At 37.1% G+C, this 16,574-nt stretch carries 9 protein-coding genes; 1 reads left to right on the top strand and 8 read right to left on the bottom strand.

Translation table 11 applies throughout. The annotated features are described in order from the left end of the window. Window positions 1-299: 299 nt before the first annotated feature. The 8 genes from bglX to B9Y84_RS18010 form a co-directional block, all read right to left on the bottom strand. Window positions 300-2,603 (bottom strand): beta-glucosidase BglX, encoded by a 2,304-nt coding sequence (gene bglX, locus B9Y84_RS17975; protein WP_085518899.1) that lies wholly within the window; start codon window positions 2,601-2,603, stop codon window positions 300-302. Window positions 2,604-2,733: 130 nt separating this feature from the next. Next, window positions 2,734-3,522 carry a carboxylesterase family protein gene (locus B9Y84_RS17980; RefSeq protein WP_245830883.1) on the bottom strand — a complete coding sequence of 263 codons (789 nt, stop codon included), beginning with the start codon at window positions 3,520-3,522 and terminating at the stop codon, window positions 2,734-2,736. Then, the gene (locus B9Y84_RS17985) at window positions 3,512-4,855 is read right to left on the bottom strand and encodes a glucoamylase family protein (protein WP_085518788.1); all 1,344 of its coding nucleotides are present in this window, start codon (window positions 4,853-4,855) and stop codon (window positions 3,512-3,514) included. Before B9Y84_RS17985 ends, B9Y84_RS17980 begins: the two co-directional genes overlap by 11 nt. A 12-nt stretch (window positions 4,856-4,867) precedes the next feature. After that, window positions 4,868-6,862, bottom strand: coding sequence for a glucoamylase family protein (locus tag B9Y84_RS17990; RefSeq protein WP_085518789.1), 1,995 nt, complete (start codon window positions 6,860-6,862; stop codon window positions 4,868-4,870). Between the two features lie 83 nt (window positions 6,863-6,945). Then, window positions 6,946-8,241 (bottom strand): Ig-like domain-containing protein, encoded by a 1,296-nt coding sequence (locus B9Y84_RS17995; protein ID WP_176223834.1) that lies wholly within the window; start codon window positions 8,239-8,241, stop codon window positions 6,946-6,948. Window positions 8,242-8,287: 46 nt separating this feature from the next. Beyond that, on the bottom strand, window positions 8,288-9,787 hold the full coding sequence (locus B9Y84_RS18000) for a RagB/SusD family nutrient uptake outer membrane protein (RefSeq protein WP_085518791.1): 1,500 nt from the start codon (window positions 9,785-9,787) through the stop codon (window positions 8,288-8,290). Between the two features lie 12 nt (window positions 9,788-9,799). Further along, a complete protein-coding gene (locus B9Y84_RS18005) occupies window positions 9,800-12,766 on the bottom strand; it encodes a SusC/RagA family TonB-linked outer membrane protein (protein ID WP_085518792.1) in 2,967 nt (988 codons plus the stop codon). Window positions 12,767-13,030: 264 nt separating this feature from the next. Beyond that, window positions 13,031-14,869 carry a 7TM diverse intracellular signaling domain-containing protein gene (locus tag B9Y84_RS18010; RefSeq protein ID WP_085518793.1) on the bottom strand — a complete coding sequence of 613 codons (1,839 nt, stop codon included), beginning with the start codon at window positions 14,867-14,869 and terminating at the stop codon, window positions 13,031-13,033. A 199-nt stretch (window positions 14,870-15,068) separates the two neighbouring features. Between B9Y84_RS18010 and B9Y84_RS18015 the strand changes: the two genes are divergently transcribed. Beyond that, window positions 15,069-16,571 carry a hypothetical protein gene (locus B9Y84_RS18015; protein WP_085518794.1) on the top strand — a complete coding sequence of 501 codons (1,503 nt, stop codon included), beginning with the start codon at window positions 15,069-15,071 and terminating at the stop codon, window positions 16,569-16,571. Window positions 16,572-16,574 lie beyond the last annotated feature (3 nt).

Consider the following 16,574-nt stretch of genomic DNA (forward strand, 5'->3'; position numbering starts at 1 on the left):
CCCTTTACTCTCTTTTTATAAAATTTCTAAAGGCAACGATTTTTGCTTTCTTTTTCTTCCTTTCTTTTTGCTTGAACAAAAAGAAACAAAAATTCAAGAAAGTTTAATGCTTCTTCCCGCAAGTCCCACGCCTGCCCGCTAAACTTTCCTCCTTCCCGCTTTTCCGAGTTCCTCGGAAGTGGTCGAGTTAGCTCTTTTCCCAATGTATTACAAAACTGCCCTATCACCTTTAAAATATAGCTAATAAAGCTCTATGGCGAAAGAGTAGAATTTCGCAGTAATAGTATTTTTAATTAAACTTATTTAGTCCAATTTATAGTTTCAGATTTAAGATCTGAAGAATTAGTTCCGACCATAATTTCAAATTCACCTGCTTCCCAAGTATGGATGATATTTTGATCTGTCAGATTATCATAAGTGTAGAATTTCAAATCTTCGGTTGTGATTTCAAATTCAACATTCTTTGTTTCTCCTGCATTAATCAATACTTTTTCAAATGATTTTAATTCTTTCATGGGACGAGTAGTTGTACCAACTTTATCTCTAATGTATAATTGCACTACTTCTTTGCCATCCTTTTCACTGGAATTCTTCACAGGAATAGTAATTTTCAATTTATCATCTGCTTTTAAATCTGAACTGCTCAACTTCATTTCTCCATATTCAAATTGGCTGTAGCTCAAACCATAGCCAAAAGGAAATTCCGGTTCATTGGATACATCCAAATAATTGGTTTTGAATTTCTGAAACCACTCCCCTTCCAACGGCCGACCTGTGTTTTTGTGACTGTAGTAAATAGGAATTTGCCCCACATTTTGCGGATAGGTCATGGTCAATTTTCCGGATGGGTTTACATCACCGAATAAAACATCTGCCAAAGCCAGACCCGCTTCAGAACCCGGAAACCAAGCATTCAAAATAGCATCTGAATCATCTAATATTTCATTTAAAACCAATGGTCTTCCACTTAATAAAACCACTACTACTTTTTTACCGGTGGCTTTCAATGCCTTTAATAAATTCACCTGAATATCAGGAATACTGATATCCGTTAAGCTTGAACTTTCCCCAGAACTTTCAGAAGCTTCTCCCAGGACAGCCACTACCACATCAGCATTTTTAGCTAATTCCACAGCTTCCGCAATCAATACAGATTCAGGTCTGTCATCTCGGTAAGTATTTTTGCCAAACATGCCAATACGTTTTTCCAATTCCGGATCTGCCACCAAATTAGAACCTTTGGCATATTTCACATTCTCAGGATTAGTAGAGAATTGCTTAATCCCATCATAAATCGAAATCGATTTACTGATATCCGAACTTACACTCCAGGTCCCTACCATATTTTCCTTATTATCGGCTAATGGGCCTATCAAAGCTATTTTAGCATCTTTTTGAATAGGTAAAGCATCATCATTTTTCAATAGAACCATAGATTCGGAAGCAACTTTTCTGGCAACTGCTCTGTTTTCTGCTGAGAAAATTTCCTTAGAAGCTCTTTCTTCATCCATATATCTATACGGATCATCAAATAAGCCTAATCGAAACTTGGCTTTCAAAATCAGTCTAGCTGCATTAGTTATGGTTGCTTCAGAAACCTCACCTTCTTCAACCGATTTTTCCAGTGTGCTTAAAAAACCCTCACTCACCATATCCATTTCCACTCCGGCATTAATTGCCAAAGCAGAAACTTGCTGCAAATCACCCATTCCGTGGGCGATCATTTCACTTACACCTGTATAATCGCTCACCACAAATCCGTCAAAGCCCCAAGCTTCACGCAAAACATCAGTCATCAACCACTTATTTCCGGTAGCTGGAACTCCATCAACCTCATTAAAAGAGGCCATTGCAGTTCCCACTCCAGCACCTACTGCCGCTTTGTAAGGCAGGAAATAATCATTATACATCCTCAAGCGTCCCATATCCACTGTATTGTAATCTCTTCCAGCTTCAGAGGCACCGTAAAGGGCAAAATGTTTTACACAGGCCAACAAAGTATTGGCTGCAGATAAATCATTTCCTTGATAGCCTTTCACCATAGCTGCAGCAATTTGACCTCCTAAATAAGGGTCTTCACCACTTCCTTCCGAAACTCTTCCCCAACGCGGGTCTCTAGAAATATCCGTCATAGGCGAAAATGTCCAGGCAATGCCATCAGCAGAGGCTTCTTCAGCGGCTATTCTTGCAGATTTTTCAATCAACTCCATATCCCAACTTGCCGAAAGTCCGATTGGAATTGGGAAAGTCGTTTTATATCCATGAATTACATCTTTCGCTATAATTAAAGGAATACCTAATCTACTTTCCTCCACTGCAACTTTTTGAACAGCGCGGATTTTGTCCAAGCCATTAATATTGAATAATCCCCCTACTTTCCCCTCTTTTATTTGTTTGGCTATGCCTTTGTTGGTACTGATCCCTGTACTTACATCACCAGCAGATGGCAAATTCAATTGCCCAATTTTTTCTTCTAGGGTCATGATAGCAAGCAATGAATCTACCTTTTGGTTAATATTAGAAGTATTTTCATCTTGTTGAACATTTGTACAACTGCCCAAAATCAATGAAAGGCTAAGAAAGGATGCTAATAAGTATTTCATCTGTATATTATTTATGTTTTGGTCGTCACATGGAATAGTCAAAGTTCAAAAGCCTAATTATCCAACATTCCATGACTTGATATATTCACTTCGATTGGTAAGTAGGGTTTATAACTATTCCATTTGTAATCTATTTTGAGTTCGAAAATAACCAAGTGAGTAATTCAGGTTCAGCAAAAGCAGGATCCCAGCTATTATGATTAGCTTCTGGATAAAGCGTAAATTTCACATTAGCCCCTGCGTCTTTTAAATTTTTAACCATTCTTTTGGAATATTCTGGATCTACAACATTGTCTTTCGCTCCATGGAAAATCCACAAATCTGTTTTCCCAGCATAACTACCAACGCTGTAAGGGTCTCCAGCACCGCAAATTGCAAGGGCCGCAGCAAATGTGTTGGGCATCCTGTTCAAAATTTCAAATGTACCCATTCCGCCCATTGAAAGCCCTCCTACAAACAATTGCTCTTCGTTGATAAAATGATTTCTACTATATTTCTCGACCATTTTCATGACTAAGCCCATGCTTCTATTGGGCTCACCTGAATAATCAAATTCAAATGTATTGCCTTCAGAGGACCGAACTATCTCAGCTTTTGCCCAATACTCTGCCGTTGCACATTGCGGAAATATCACAATTGCAGGAAAATTTTCACGATTTTCTTGATTGAGAAACAAAGAACTTCCGTGAACAAGCTGCTTCTCGTTATCATCTCCTCTTTCACCCGCTCCATGCAAAAAAAGTATGAGTGGATATTTTTCAGCGGGATTAAAATTTTCAGGATATAGAATTCTATAATTTAACGTATCCTCTCGCTCTATTAATTTAGCTTTTAAGAAATCAGCCTTTTCCTGTGCGTATAAATTCAACGCAAAAAATATGAAGCCTACTAAGCCATAATATTTCAATTTATTCTTCATAATAAAATCCAAGTTTAGATAGCCCATTTTCGATTTCTTTATTTCGCATAAAAAGTTCCCATATCATGCCTGAACGATGGTTTTCAATCATGACAGGTATTGGCCCTTGATCAATGGCCAAATAGCGAGGTAAATACCAATCATGTTCAAATGAAAAAGCATCATAAGGTCCATAATTTCCTATTAAGCTATCCCTTTTGGGTCCATACAAGAATTTTAGGAATTGCATGCTTTCTTTAGGGGTATAAGGAAAAGAGGAAAGAGCGGCCGTTGGAGAAATCACACCTAAATCATCGCTGGGACTATGCCCTGCATATCCTCCCATAGAATAACTGGAAGTTAAACCCCACATATTTTCACCATATCCCTCCCAATTCTTAGGATTATCAACTGCATGTCGATATTGAATAAGTGCGTGATTTTTATTTAGATCCCAGTAGTCTCCATATTTATCATTAAGATTTTTAGGGTTTAAACCTAGATAAGAATAATGTGCCCAAAATAAGGGACCTACTGCTTTGTTGGCATGCTCATAATGATCCAATATGGTTGGTAATTCATAAGCTGTTGTATCATTAGCGATGGCTCCCTCTCTCGCCCAACCTTTGTGGTATACATCAGCGTTTATCGGATGAGTAGGGGAGGAAGCTGCTAAAACATACATGATAAGACACTCATTGTATCCTCCAACTGGGAAATTCATTTCCCACTCATAATTTGGTGACCAGTGCCAATATAAAACATCTTCTCCTTTAGTATACCAGTCCCATTCTACCTCTTCCCAAATTGATGTTATTCTTTGAGCTAATTTTTTCTCGGCTTCAATTGACGAGTCCAAGAACTGCCTCACGGTTAGTAATCCCTGAATCAAAAAAGCAGTTTCTACCAAATCTCCCCCATCATCTTTCTTACTAAATGCTTTTACTTCTCCAGTTTCTCCGTTTAACCAGTGCGGAAAAGCTCCATGAAAGCGGTCTGCGTTTTCCAAGAAATTCAATATCTGTTCAAATCTATCAATAGCTTCTGTTCGCTGAATAAAGCCTCTCTTAACTCCCACTATAATCGCCATTAAGCCAAATCCTGAGCCTCCCGTGGTCACGATATGTTTGTCATTTGAAGGGTATACATCATCCTCATGAAATCTTTCCCTTGCTAATCCAGAATTAGGCTCAGCACCCTCCCAGAAATACTGAAAGGTTTGATATTGCACTAGATTCAATAGAGAATCCTCATCAATATTAACACTATGATTATTTTGTTCTTTTTCTTCTTTTGGAGCAGAACAAAAGGTAAAAAGTATTGCAGTAGTCAGTAGTAAAAAAAAGTACTTCATTTCAAATATCAATTAATAAGTAAATCCTAAATCCATTAACCCATTTTGTACCTCAGGGTCTTGCATAAAAATGTCCCAGATTAATGCCGTTCTGTGGTTTTCAATCATGGTAATAATTGGGCCTTGATCAATTGCTAAGTAAGAATCTGCATACCAATCTAGCGTTACATTAAATGCATCATAAAACCCATAATCACCCCATAACCTATCCCCAAGCAAATAATAAAAATGCTTGATTGCTTTCATTGATTCCTCAGGAGTATAAGGAATGGAAGAAATAGCTGCTGTTGGCGTAATCACCCCTAAATCATTTCCTGGCGAATGCGCACTGTAACCCTCCTGATTATCACTGGCCGTTAAGCCCCAAGATGCTTCACCATAGCCCACAAAATTGTTCGGATTATCAATACAATAAGCCTGATTGATTAAAGAATGAGCCTGATTTTGCTCCCAATAATTAGCATATTGATCTTGAAGATTACGCGGGTCTAATCCTAAAAAAGAATAATGAGCGAAGAATAAAGGCCCACCTCTATTTTCTCCTAAAGGCATTACGATATCATAGCTTGAGCTGCCATTGATAATTCCGCCATTTCTAGCCCAGCCAGCATCATAGACGGATTTCTCAATAGGGTGAGTAGGTGAAGAAGCAGCAAGCACATAAATAATCAAGCTTTCATTCCAGCCTCTAATTGGGAGATTCATAGCCCATTCATTTTCTGGAGACCAGTGCCAGTAGAGCACATCTTCTCCCCCTTTTGTAAACCAATCCCATTCTACTTCTTCCCATAGTGTGGTAATTTGGTTAATAATAGCCAATTCCTGAGAATTTGATTCATTCAAATATTGCCTTGCCGCTAACAACCCTTGAATCATAAAAGCAGTTTCCACTAAATCCGCCCCATCATCAAGTTCACTGAAAGCAATCGTACTTCCCGTATTTCCATTCATCCAATGCGGCCAAACGCCATGAAATCGGTCTGCTTCAGTAAGGAAATTAACAATTTTTTCGAAACGGTCAATTCCTTCTTGCCTTGTAATAAAACCTCTTTCAATGCCTACTATTATAGCCATCACACCAAAACCTGAACCGCCGATGGTGACTAAATCTCCGGAGGTGTTTCTTTCCCTCGCCAAGCCACTGTTGGGATGGGCAAAATTCCAGAAATATTTGAAGGTTTGTTCTTGAATTTTAGTTAAAAGTGCCTCATCTGATATTTCATCAAATTTGTAAGTGGAATCTAATTGAGTATAGAAAGCTTTTTCGAATCCTGAAAATTGAAATTCATTTTCACTTGGTAAATTATTTGATATGCTAAAGTTGTAGCGAACCAAATCTCGTGCCTCTTCTTGGCTTTGGATTTGCAATGTTTTTTTATCCTCTGAAAGATTGAAGTTTAAAGGCAAGCGAGCTCCTTTATTGATTAGTAAAATATAATCATCAAAATCGGTATTAGGATTTAGGGTTTGATCAAATGCTAGGATGATTTCAGGATTTAAAGATATATTATCAGTCCGGTTAGTGTTTTGTAACGATATGCCATCTACTTCTGCACTTATCAATTTGAATTCCCCCTGTTGAGTTTTAAACTGATAAGTTCCGCCTGGGAATTCTTTATTGTTAACAGAAAGTAAAGGATCTATGCTAACAGTATAAACAGTATTAGTTTGGAAATTATCTTCAGGCAATGCTGAAATGGAATTATCATCATTGAGGTAGGAAAAATTTAATACAACATTACCTTCGTCTGCAGAAATGGAAATGCTTTCTTCTGCTGATTTTCTATCTAATGGATCATTAAATTCAATAACAAGCCCTTTGTCAAATGGAGCATCTTCGGTTATCTCCGCTTCGGTTAAATCAAGAGCACCTATTCTAATGCTTCTAAGTTGCAATAATCCCTGTTCATCAGGTTCTTGTTCAGTGTTTTCTTGACAGGAGTATAAGCTTGCTGCTGTTAGAAATGTCAATAAGGCATAAAGAAAATATTTAGGTGATTTTATCATCTAAAAAAGAATTTATGATTAAAAGTGAAAAGAAAAAGCAGAGACTTGGTACAGTCTCTGCCTAAAAAAAAACAATTAAACTATTATGGTCTTTCGGCCTCATATAATTCAGTAACATCTCCTTCTGAATATGAAGCATGTATTATTCTGAAATCATCCAACCATCCTTTAAAATGTTGAGATGTAGGACTATCATAATTTCCAAATGCTGCGTCATCGAACAAACTGCCTGCTCTAGAGTGAATAAAACCGAAGGCAATATCATCAAAGACTTCAGGCTCGGCACCTCTATAAGTTACGCCAGAAATAGTTCTTTTAGCATCGCCATCTGGCCATAAATTAAAGTCAAAACTTTTCATTAATTGACCGTTAAAATACAAATATCCTTTTTTCTCTTCAGCATTATAAGTAAATACATTATGATACCAACTATCCACTAAGATATCTTGCATTTGAGTAGGAGAAAGGCTTCTTGCAAAATCCCAACCTTGCCATCCACCATTAGTATTGTCGGTTGCTTCACTAGGGAAAAACATATCTTCTGCAGTTTCAACGCCTTCTTCATTTATATAGCTAACCGCATATTTTGAACCTTCATAACTGCCAAAAATCTCATATTGGATACCAAAAAAGGCTCCTAATCCAAAAACAAACATTCCTGTTTGATCTCCATTCTCGTTCACATGGCCTTCTGGTTGAGTTTTCATCCAAAAACTAATTGTAAAACTTTCGGCATCATCAAGTAAGGATGCTGCTGATGGAACTTCAATAATACTTGCATCTCCATCAAAATAAGCAGTACTATTCACTGTTCCAAAGCGATCTTCTTGATATTCAATTGCAATTTCTTCTCCATCAGCATAATTACCCATTTCATCTGCTGCATCTCCGTCAAATTTCCAATAAGCCACTTGACTATCGGACTGTGGAGCAACAACTGGCAATCTTCCTGCAGTTTTAAAAGTTCTCGAACCATTCGTTACAGTTCCACCATCAGCAGCTGCTAAAGCAGCTGCAACGGTCACTGTATAATCAGTTCCTTGAACCAATTCTTCTTCTGGAGTAACTGTTACCACACTTCCGCTTGCCGCCACTGTTACCGCTACATCATTATCACCATCACTTACTGAAATATTTGAAGCGGTTGCTGTAGCTGCATCAATTTCTCTATCAAATGTAATTTCAAAAACTGCATCTGGTGGTACATCTGATGCAGAGGTTGCTGAATTCAGATCGACAGTAATTTCATCTCCGGTAGTGATATCAGTTCCTACCGCGGTCAAAGCTTCAATTGTTAAAGCTGGTGCTTCCTCGTCATCGTCATTACAAGCCGTGAAAATCAGTGCACTTAACATTAAGGCGCCGATCCAGTACTTCATTTTACTTAGCATTCTCATAGTCGTTTTTGTTTAAAGTGTAAAAATTTTAATTCCAGTTGGGGTTTTGGGAAATCTTTCCTTCCGAGATGTTAATTTCAGATTGCGGAATTGGGAATAATTCATGCTTGCCAGCTTCAAATCCTAATGGACTTAAAACTTCTTCCGCACGATCAGTTCTGATCAAGTCCCAATAACGCAGGCCTTCAAAAGCAAGCTCTCGGCTGCGTTCTTCGTAGATAATTTCTCTCAATTGGTTGGGATCGGTTGTAGCGATATCTGGTAATAGTTGATCATCATCTCCTCTAGCTCTTTGTCTTACCTCATTGAGGTAATTTAAAGCTTGGGAAGCATTTCCTGTTTCATTGAGCGCTTCTGCCGCCATCAATAAAACATCTGAATAGCGAATCACCCTGCGGTTATGTCCCCAGCGGTCAGCATTTCGTTCTCCTGTGGCATAGACCTTTCTGTTATAAGTTTCAATTTCAAGAATGGTTGTTCCATCTTCAGCATAAGTGGTATCTGGCGTTGTTCCATCTCCCTGGATGCTAACCCCATCGATAACATCACCCAAGAAAATTACGGAGCCATCTAATCTTGGGTCATTATCATTATCCAACTTTTCCATCCAAGGGTAAGATGGTCTACCAAAGCCCCAACCCCAATTGGGAGTACCTCTGACGCCCTGAGTATTGGCATATTGATTGCCTCCCAAAGCAAAGCTATTTTCAGCAACTGCCCCAATTTCGAAAACGGATTCCTGCCCATGTTCAGTAGCTACTCGAAAAGCCATTTGGAATTCATCTTCTAAACCGTATTGCTGAGAATTGATTACTTCCAATGCATAAGTAGCTGCTTCAGAAAATTCGCCTCGATACAAATGAATTCTAGCCAACATAGCTCTTGCTGCACCTCTGGTAATTCTTCCAGCATCTTCGTTTGCGTATTCTGACTTTTCCGGCAAATTATCAATAGCGAACAATAAATCGGGGAAAATAATATCCTGATAAATGACTTCCTTATTAGTTCTTTCTAATCCATCTGGAGCCTCGGATGACTCTACCAATGGGACATCTCCAAAGGCTTGCACTAAACTGAAGTAGAAAAAAGAACGTAAAAACCTAGCTTCTCCCAACAACCTATTCTGAAGCTGCGAATCCATTTCAATCTCTGGTACCTTCTCCAATACTAAATAAGATCTCCTAATTCCTAAATATAAAGTTCTATACCATGTTTCGATATTGCCATCATCAGAAGTAAACGTATAATCCTGAAAGTTGAGCACCTGAACACCATCTCCAGGGTTACTTCCTTTGACCATTTCATCTGTCATGATATCGATTAAAGGAAACCCACCTGAATAAATACCCCAAATTCTTAAGGTATTGTAAATACCATTGGTAGCAATTACTGCTTCTTCACCTGTAGCGGGAAAATTACCCGCTACTAAAGTCGCCTGTGGTGACCTTTCTAAGAACTCATCTTTACATCCAAGAATAGATAAGATGGTTAAAAAGCCGATTAATGAATATATCTTGTACGTCTTCATCAATTATAATTTTTAAAATGTCACATTTAAACCAGCACTTAATACTCTGGTAGTGGGATAAACCCCATTGTCAATTACTCCTCCAAGAGCAGAATTACCACTACCTAATTCTGGTGTATAGCCAGAGTAATCAGTCCAAATAAAAAGATTTGTTCCCCTGAAAAAGACAGAGGCTGACTTGAGATAAATATTATCGAGAAATGCTTGCGGTATCTGATAATTTATAGTGAGTGTTCTGAGCTTCAAAAAAGATGCGTCTTCAACGAAATAATCAGAAGGTTGGTAATTAATCCCAGAAAGTGATGCTCTAGGGTCAGTATTTGAAGTTCCTTCGCCAGTCCATCTATCTATAAATCGATCTTCAAAGTTAAGTGTTGAAAATCTAATGGCTTGCTTTCCATTGTAAATGCTATTCCCTGATTGACCAGCAAAATCAGCAGAAATATTAAGCCCTTTATACCCTATGTTAAAGTTGAAACCATAAACGAAATCAGGAATCCAAGAACCAATAAATGTTTTGTCTTGGTCGTTTAATTCGCCATCTCCATTTACATCTTCATAAATAAAATCACCGATACCTTGCTGACTTAGCTTTGGAAATTCATTCAATTGTTCAGAATTTTGGAATATCCCTGCCACTTTATAACCATAAAAATAACCGATTGGCATGCCAATTTCTGTGTAAGTGACCCGCTGCCCATTCCCTAAGTCTCCACCTATGATTTGCTCAGAAGCTCCTATATCTTCGCCTAGATTTTGTACTTCATTTTTATTGGTATATCCATTAATGCCAAAACCATAAGTGAATTCACCAATGTCATCCACCCAATTCAAGGCAAATTCAATTCCGCTATTGTTAACGGTGGCTGCATTGAATCTTTTCTGGACAAAGGCTCCAGCACCTGCATAGCCAGGCAAGTCTAGATTTACTAGGATGTCGCGCGTAGTACGGTTGTAATAGTCCAATTCACCAGTTAAACGACTCTCAAAAACATCAAATTCTATTCCTAGGTCATATTCTGCAGTAGTTTCCCATCGTAGATCGGAATTTCCTGGGCTCCCCACAAAAGATGCCCCGTTGATAAGCGCATCATCGAAACCAAATACCGAATTCACTCCTGAACCAATTCTTGAAAATTGATCATTGGCAGGAATATTTTGATTCCCATTTAATCCATAGCTACCTCTAAACTTCAACTGATTGACTACAAAATTTGACGGATAGAAGTCCTCATTCGAAATATTCCATCCCAAGGCAACAGCTGGAAAATTTGCATAACGGTTGTTTCTTCCAAAGCGAGAAGACCCGTCTCTTCTGAATGTAACAGTAGCCAGATAACGACCATCATAAGCGTAGTTCGTTCTGAAAAGTATAGAAGTGAGCGCACTGGTAGCAGCACCATTTGAATTTGTTTGCAAATCTTCTGAACCTGCATTTAAATACCATAGACTTGGGTCTATTCCAATTAAATTTCTACGGCCTCCATTTACAAACTCTGAATTAATTTCTTGAGCAGTATACCCTATCACACTATTTAAAGTACTTCTATCAAATTCTTTGTTGTAAGAAAGCGTATTCTCAAATATCCAATTTCTACTTTCTCCAAACCCAACATTTATATTGCTTTCTTCATTTTGTTGAAGAGGAGCAACAAAATATTCCGGTGTGAATGACCGGTTTTTATCATTATTCAAGTCAAACTGGTAACTGGTTCTAAATTCAAATCCAGCTAAAAAATTAACCTCAGCATAAAAGTTTCCTAAAGCTCGAATTTGATTCCGACTTGAATTATTATATTCAATGGCTGCCAAAGGATTGCTCCCCTGAACTTCAGCAAATGAACCATCACTGTTATAAGGCGCATTGATTGGCCACGCCCTGATTAAAGTATTCACCACACCCGGCGGATTAGTTGCTTTGAGGTTTATGCCTGTTAGATTAGTTCCTAATTTTAAATAAGGTTTTACTTGATAACTGGTATTGAGTTTAAAAGTAAACCTTTCAAAATCCGATTTTGGCACGATGCCTTCTTGTCCGAAATAACCACCTGAAATATAATATGATAATTTTTCGGTAGCCCCTTTTGCTGAAATAGTATAGGTTTGAACTGGTTGCCAATCTTGGAATACTAAATCTTGCCAATCAGTATCAGGAAGAACTCCTATATTATTATAGGTGCCAGGATTCACATCATTAATGTAATTAGCGAATTCAGGGCCCGACATTACCCCAATTTTATTGGCAATATTCTCAAGTCCGTATTCTGACGAAATTGAAATACTACCCTCACCTTCTTTAGCGGTTTTGGTTGTAATTAGAATCACTCCATTAGCCCCTCGCGTTCCATAAATTGCCTTTGATGAAGCATCCTTCAACACTTCAACTGATTCTATGTCATTACTATTTAAGAAACCTATTCCACCTTCTATAATAACGCCATCTACTACATATAAAACCCTATTATCATTCAAGGTATTGATTCCCCTTAAACGGACATTAGATTCCGAGCCTGGCTGACCTGAACTATTTAAGACTTGCAAGCCAGCGACTTTTCCTTGTAAAGATTGCATAGGATCCGCTGCTGGAGCTTTAATCATTTCATCGGACTTAATAGATGAAATTGAACCGGTTAAATCGCTCTTTTTTATGGAGCCATAACCAACCACGACCACCTCTTCTAACGCCTCAATATCTTCTTCTAATTGGATATTAATGGAAGTTCTACCATTTACAGACACTTCCTGAGTCTTGTACCCAATAAATGAAAATCGTAAAATTGCATTTTCAGCAATATTCAAATTATAATTACCATCCAAATCAGTAACCGTCCCCCTGTCTGTTCCCACTATCTTTATAGAGACTCCAGGAATTGGCTCTTGATTTGCAACATCAGTCACGGTGCCTTTTAATTCTACTTGTGCCATTGCAGAGCTGACCAAGAAAAATAACAGCAGAAATAATTGTATTTTTTTATTCATAAGAAAACATTTTAGGCAATTCAAATAGCCATAATTCTAACTTACATAGCTTGAAGTTATGCTAATGTTTCAATGAAAACAAAATTAAAAAATAGATATTTTTATATTATACAATTAGAAAAATAAGAGTTTTTACTAATTTTATAACGCTTTAAAAACAATGTTTTTTATTTGATTGGAATTAATGAGTTGATATTTTATTTTTGTTGTCCTGATTAAAAAACAATACAATTATTTTTCGTTAAAATTAGAATAATACAATTATTACTTAAGTTCAACGAAATTTGCAAGTCTTTCGTAGCCAAAATGTAGCAGATTGTTCAAGTAGGATTTGCCGTTATTCTCAATTTCCTCTTCCACTTTCTTCTTGAATTCCCATATAGTATTCCTCCGCATTTCCATTAAATCGGAAAGGTCATCCAATGTATATTGATCCTCATTAAGATGAGCATATACGATAAAAAAAGCTTTCGGTAAATCGAATTTAATCCCTTTAAAAATTGTGAAGGCCGTGGGACTTTCGTTATACCCACATTTAGTACATCTTCGAGCGAGATTTGCTTTGTTTAAATGGTATTTACGGTTATTGCATTTTTGACAGGCATAACCCTCTTTCCATTTAAAGGCAGCTAAAATTTCATAGCATAGCTCTTTGGTCCGGAAAATGTCAGTAAACTCGCTAAAATTTAGGTTTTTATTAAGCAATCTTTCTCTCTGTATTTTTTTGATGTTATTTTTCAGTCGCCAATTGTCCAGGTCCAACATAGAATTAATTTCCGCAATTTCTCTAGATTGTTTATTAATCTGCTCGTTGGTTTCTTCTAGCTCTATATTCTTTTCATTGAGGTCACTCGTTCTTTCTTCTACCTTCTTCTCAAGTCCTTTATTTATTCTATTAATGACTTGTACATTTTGTTCATGTTGAGTTACGATTCTTTTTAATGCTCTATCTCTATTAGACTTTAAGATTCTCACCCTATCCGAAAGGGCAAAGGTTAGAAACAACATCTCTAGAATAAACCCTATGTGAAGGCTATAATAATTGAAGGTATTAAAAGGAATGACAGACCAATTGATGAGTGCTCGCATAAGAAAGCCCGTAAAAAGTATTCCATAAGCCACAACGAAAAATCTTGCCGGTTTATACCCTCTTCTAAATACAAAAATACTGCTTACAAAAATTAATGATAAAAGTATTATTTCAACATTTCGGAAACGGAATAAGGTCGGATCAAAGAATAGAGCATAAACAAAAAGCAGCGATCGAGATATTAATATTGTAAGGATCAACTTATGAAGTTTAGGCGCCCTAATTTTAGTATTCAAAAATCGTATTGAAAATATAGTAGACCAAAGAATGATAGAATAGAGTGCCACACCGTATGCCAATTGATTCCATTTGGGCTGCTCAGGCCATAAATATTGATAGGCTATCCCATCGATACATAAAGCATAGAAGCCCACACTCAATATATAAAAAGTATAGTAAATATATTTAATCTCCCTTATTGCCAGATAGATCAATAAATTATATAAGGAAATGATGATAATCATCCCATAAAAAATACCGTAAAGGAAGTATTCATTTAAGCTATATTGAATAAAACGATCAATTCGCTTGATCGCAATTCTGATATCTGCATATTGAGAATTTCTTACCTGGATATAAGCTACATATTCGCTATCGGCATCTAAGGTTAAATCAAAGTTCTTGTGTTTAATAGATTTGCTGCTGAATGGGTAAGAATCACCAAGATTATATTTTCGATAAACACCCTTGTCCTGTCTTATAAATACATTAATGCTATCTATAGTTTGATCATAAAACTCCATAATATAACTCCCATCATATTTTGGCAACACAAAATTTAATTTCACCCAGTAAGTAGAATTTCTATTATAGTCCTCCGGTTCAAAATCAGGTCTTTGCTCAAAATTCGACTCAAAGGAGGGAGATTTGACATCTGAAAAAGTCAATTGATTGCTTTTATCTTCAAATGAATACAACTCTTCCAAGCTAAGAATAACTTCATCTTTTTCTTTCTCAATCTCAAGAGGATTCGATAAGATTTGCCACGATAAGATCAATATATAGATAAACATGCTCAGAAAGATAAAATTTTACTGTAAATTTTATTAGCTACAAATTCAGATAATTTTCAGTTTTTTTAGAATGATTTCCAAAAATTAATTCGAGCAAAGCTATTTGGACTCAATTTTATCTATCTTTTCTATGAAAAATTCCAGAAATATATAATTAAACTTATATTACAACTTTATATTGAAAACTTAAACTATTACCATGTTTCGATCAAAACCTTTAAACCTGTCCGCATTTACTGCCATTGCTCTCATTTCAATTTTCTGGTCCGCTTGTTCTCAGAAAAAAGAGGAATACAAAGCCGAAGATTCAAAACCCCTCAATGAAGAGATTATACTAAAACCATTTGCAGACAATAATGGCGTTTATCCTCCTGACTCTATTTATTCAGGACCATTTTTCAAAGCTAATTATAACTACCCAAAAAGTGTAGCAGCTAAGAATTATCCATGGGAAAAGATCACGCAAGGCCAAGCAATCACAAGGGAAAACGCAAGCGATTATGTAATGAGCATTAGAGAATATATTTACGATGCCATGCAGGTAATGATCAATGAACCTAAAAAATGGCCTAATAGTGAATATAGAAAGGACTGGTATAATATGGCTTGGAGTGCACAAGCATACCAGGGGCCGGGTTGGGAAGGCCTAGAAACTGTTTATGGGACCATGACAGGACAAGTTTTGAAAAATGATATTTTTAAGGATTACGGTTTTGAAGGCCCGATGCAAAACCATGCGTTGGTCTACTACAACGATGTAGCTTCTTTGACTCTCGATAAACTTTGGAAATCGAACGATACAAGTGGGTTTTATCCTGAATACACCACTGAAGCTGCTCAATTTGAGCAGAATGCAATCATCATTAAAGCTGCTGGAACCACTGCAACTGGCGAAGATTGGGATATAATGAAAGGAGCAGGAACCTTCCCTATCTACAGAGAAATGGCATACGGTCCAGAAAAAGACAAAGGACCCGTTTTACAAGAATTGGCTTGGATACAATTTGATATTATCATAAAAGATACTATTGCAGCACCTGAAACAGGATGGGTATTTTCAACATTTATTTACGATAAAGAAAGCCAAGGTAAATCAACTTTTGATCGACTAGAACTTTTAGGGGTTGCTTGGGGTAATGACCCTAAACAGATGGATACTACCAAATCCTTGAATCAAACCTATTTGAATCCTAGTGCACCAGACTATTATCAAGCTAACATAGGCTATGGAGATAGACTTTCTGGTCCAATAGATGTGGCGATGGTAGGCGGAATCACAGCAGATGGATCAGCAGATAGTGTTTTTGTTTTGGATAAAGCGGGGAAGGCTTCAGGTGGTAAGTCTTATCTCCACTTTAGAGCTTCGGCTTGCTTGAGCTGCCACGGAACAGCAACTTTCCCTCCACAAAATGATTTTTATCCATCTCCTAAGCAAAATTTAGTGTATACAGACACGCTTTATAATCCTGCAAGCAAGGGCTGGAGTAATTATTATCAAAATAGAGCAGGTACTGAAACTATGCCTGCATTAGACGGGGAACAAAAAGCAGTAATGGCATTAGATTATGACTTATTTATGCAATTCGCTTTAAATAACTCACGACTAGCCGGTAATTATGAAGATAAGCCAGAACAGCCAAAGGGTTACAAGCCTTTGGATCATCAAAAATATCCTGTTCTCTATATGCCGAGGTCCAAATAATAA

The organism is Marivirga sericea (assembly GCF_900177665.1).
GTDB classification, from domain to species: domain Bacteria; phylum Bacteroidota; class Bacteroidia; order Cytophagales; family Cyclobacteriaceae; genus Marivirga; species Marivirga sericea.

Excerpts from the sequence above, each read along its gene's own strand:
- bglX (WP_085518899.1), bottom strand. The coding sequence starts at position 2,603 with ATGAAATACTTATTAGCATCCTTTCTTAGCCTTTCATTGATTTTGGGC.
- B9Y84_RS17980 (WP_245830883.1), bottom strand. The coding sequence starts at position 3,522 with ATGAAGAATAAATTGAAATATTATGGCTTAGTAGGCTTCATATTTTTT.
- B9Y84_RS17985 (WP_085518788.1), bottom strand. The coding sequence starts at position 4,855 with ATGAAGTACTTTTTTTTACTACTGACTACTGCAATACTTTTTACCTTT.
- B9Y84_RS17990 (WP_085518789.1), bottom strand. The coding sequence starts at position 6,862 with ATGATAAAATCACCTAAATATTTTCTTTATGCCTTATTGACATTTCTA.
- B9Y84_RS17995 (WP_176223834.1), bottom strand. The coding sequence starts at position 8,241 with ATGAAGTACTGGATCGGCGCCTTAATGTTAAGTGCACTGATTTTCACG.
- B9Y84_RS18000 (WP_085518791.1), bottom strand. The coding sequence starts at position 9,787 with ATGAAGACGTACAAGATATATTCATTAATCGGCTTTTTAACCATCTTA.
- B9Y84_RS18005 (WP_085518792.1), bottom strand. The coding sequence starts at position 12,766 with ATGAATAAAAAAATACAATTATTTCTGCTGTTATTTTTCTTGGTCAGC.
- B9Y84_RS18010 (WP_085518793.1), bottom strand. The coding sequence starts at position 14,869 with ATGTTTATCTATATATTGATCTTATCGTGGCAAATCTTATCGAATCCT.
- B9Y84_RS18015 (WP_085518794.1), top strand. The coding sequence starts at position 15,069 with ATGTTTCGATCAAAACCTTTAAACCTGTCCGCATTTACTGCCATTGCT.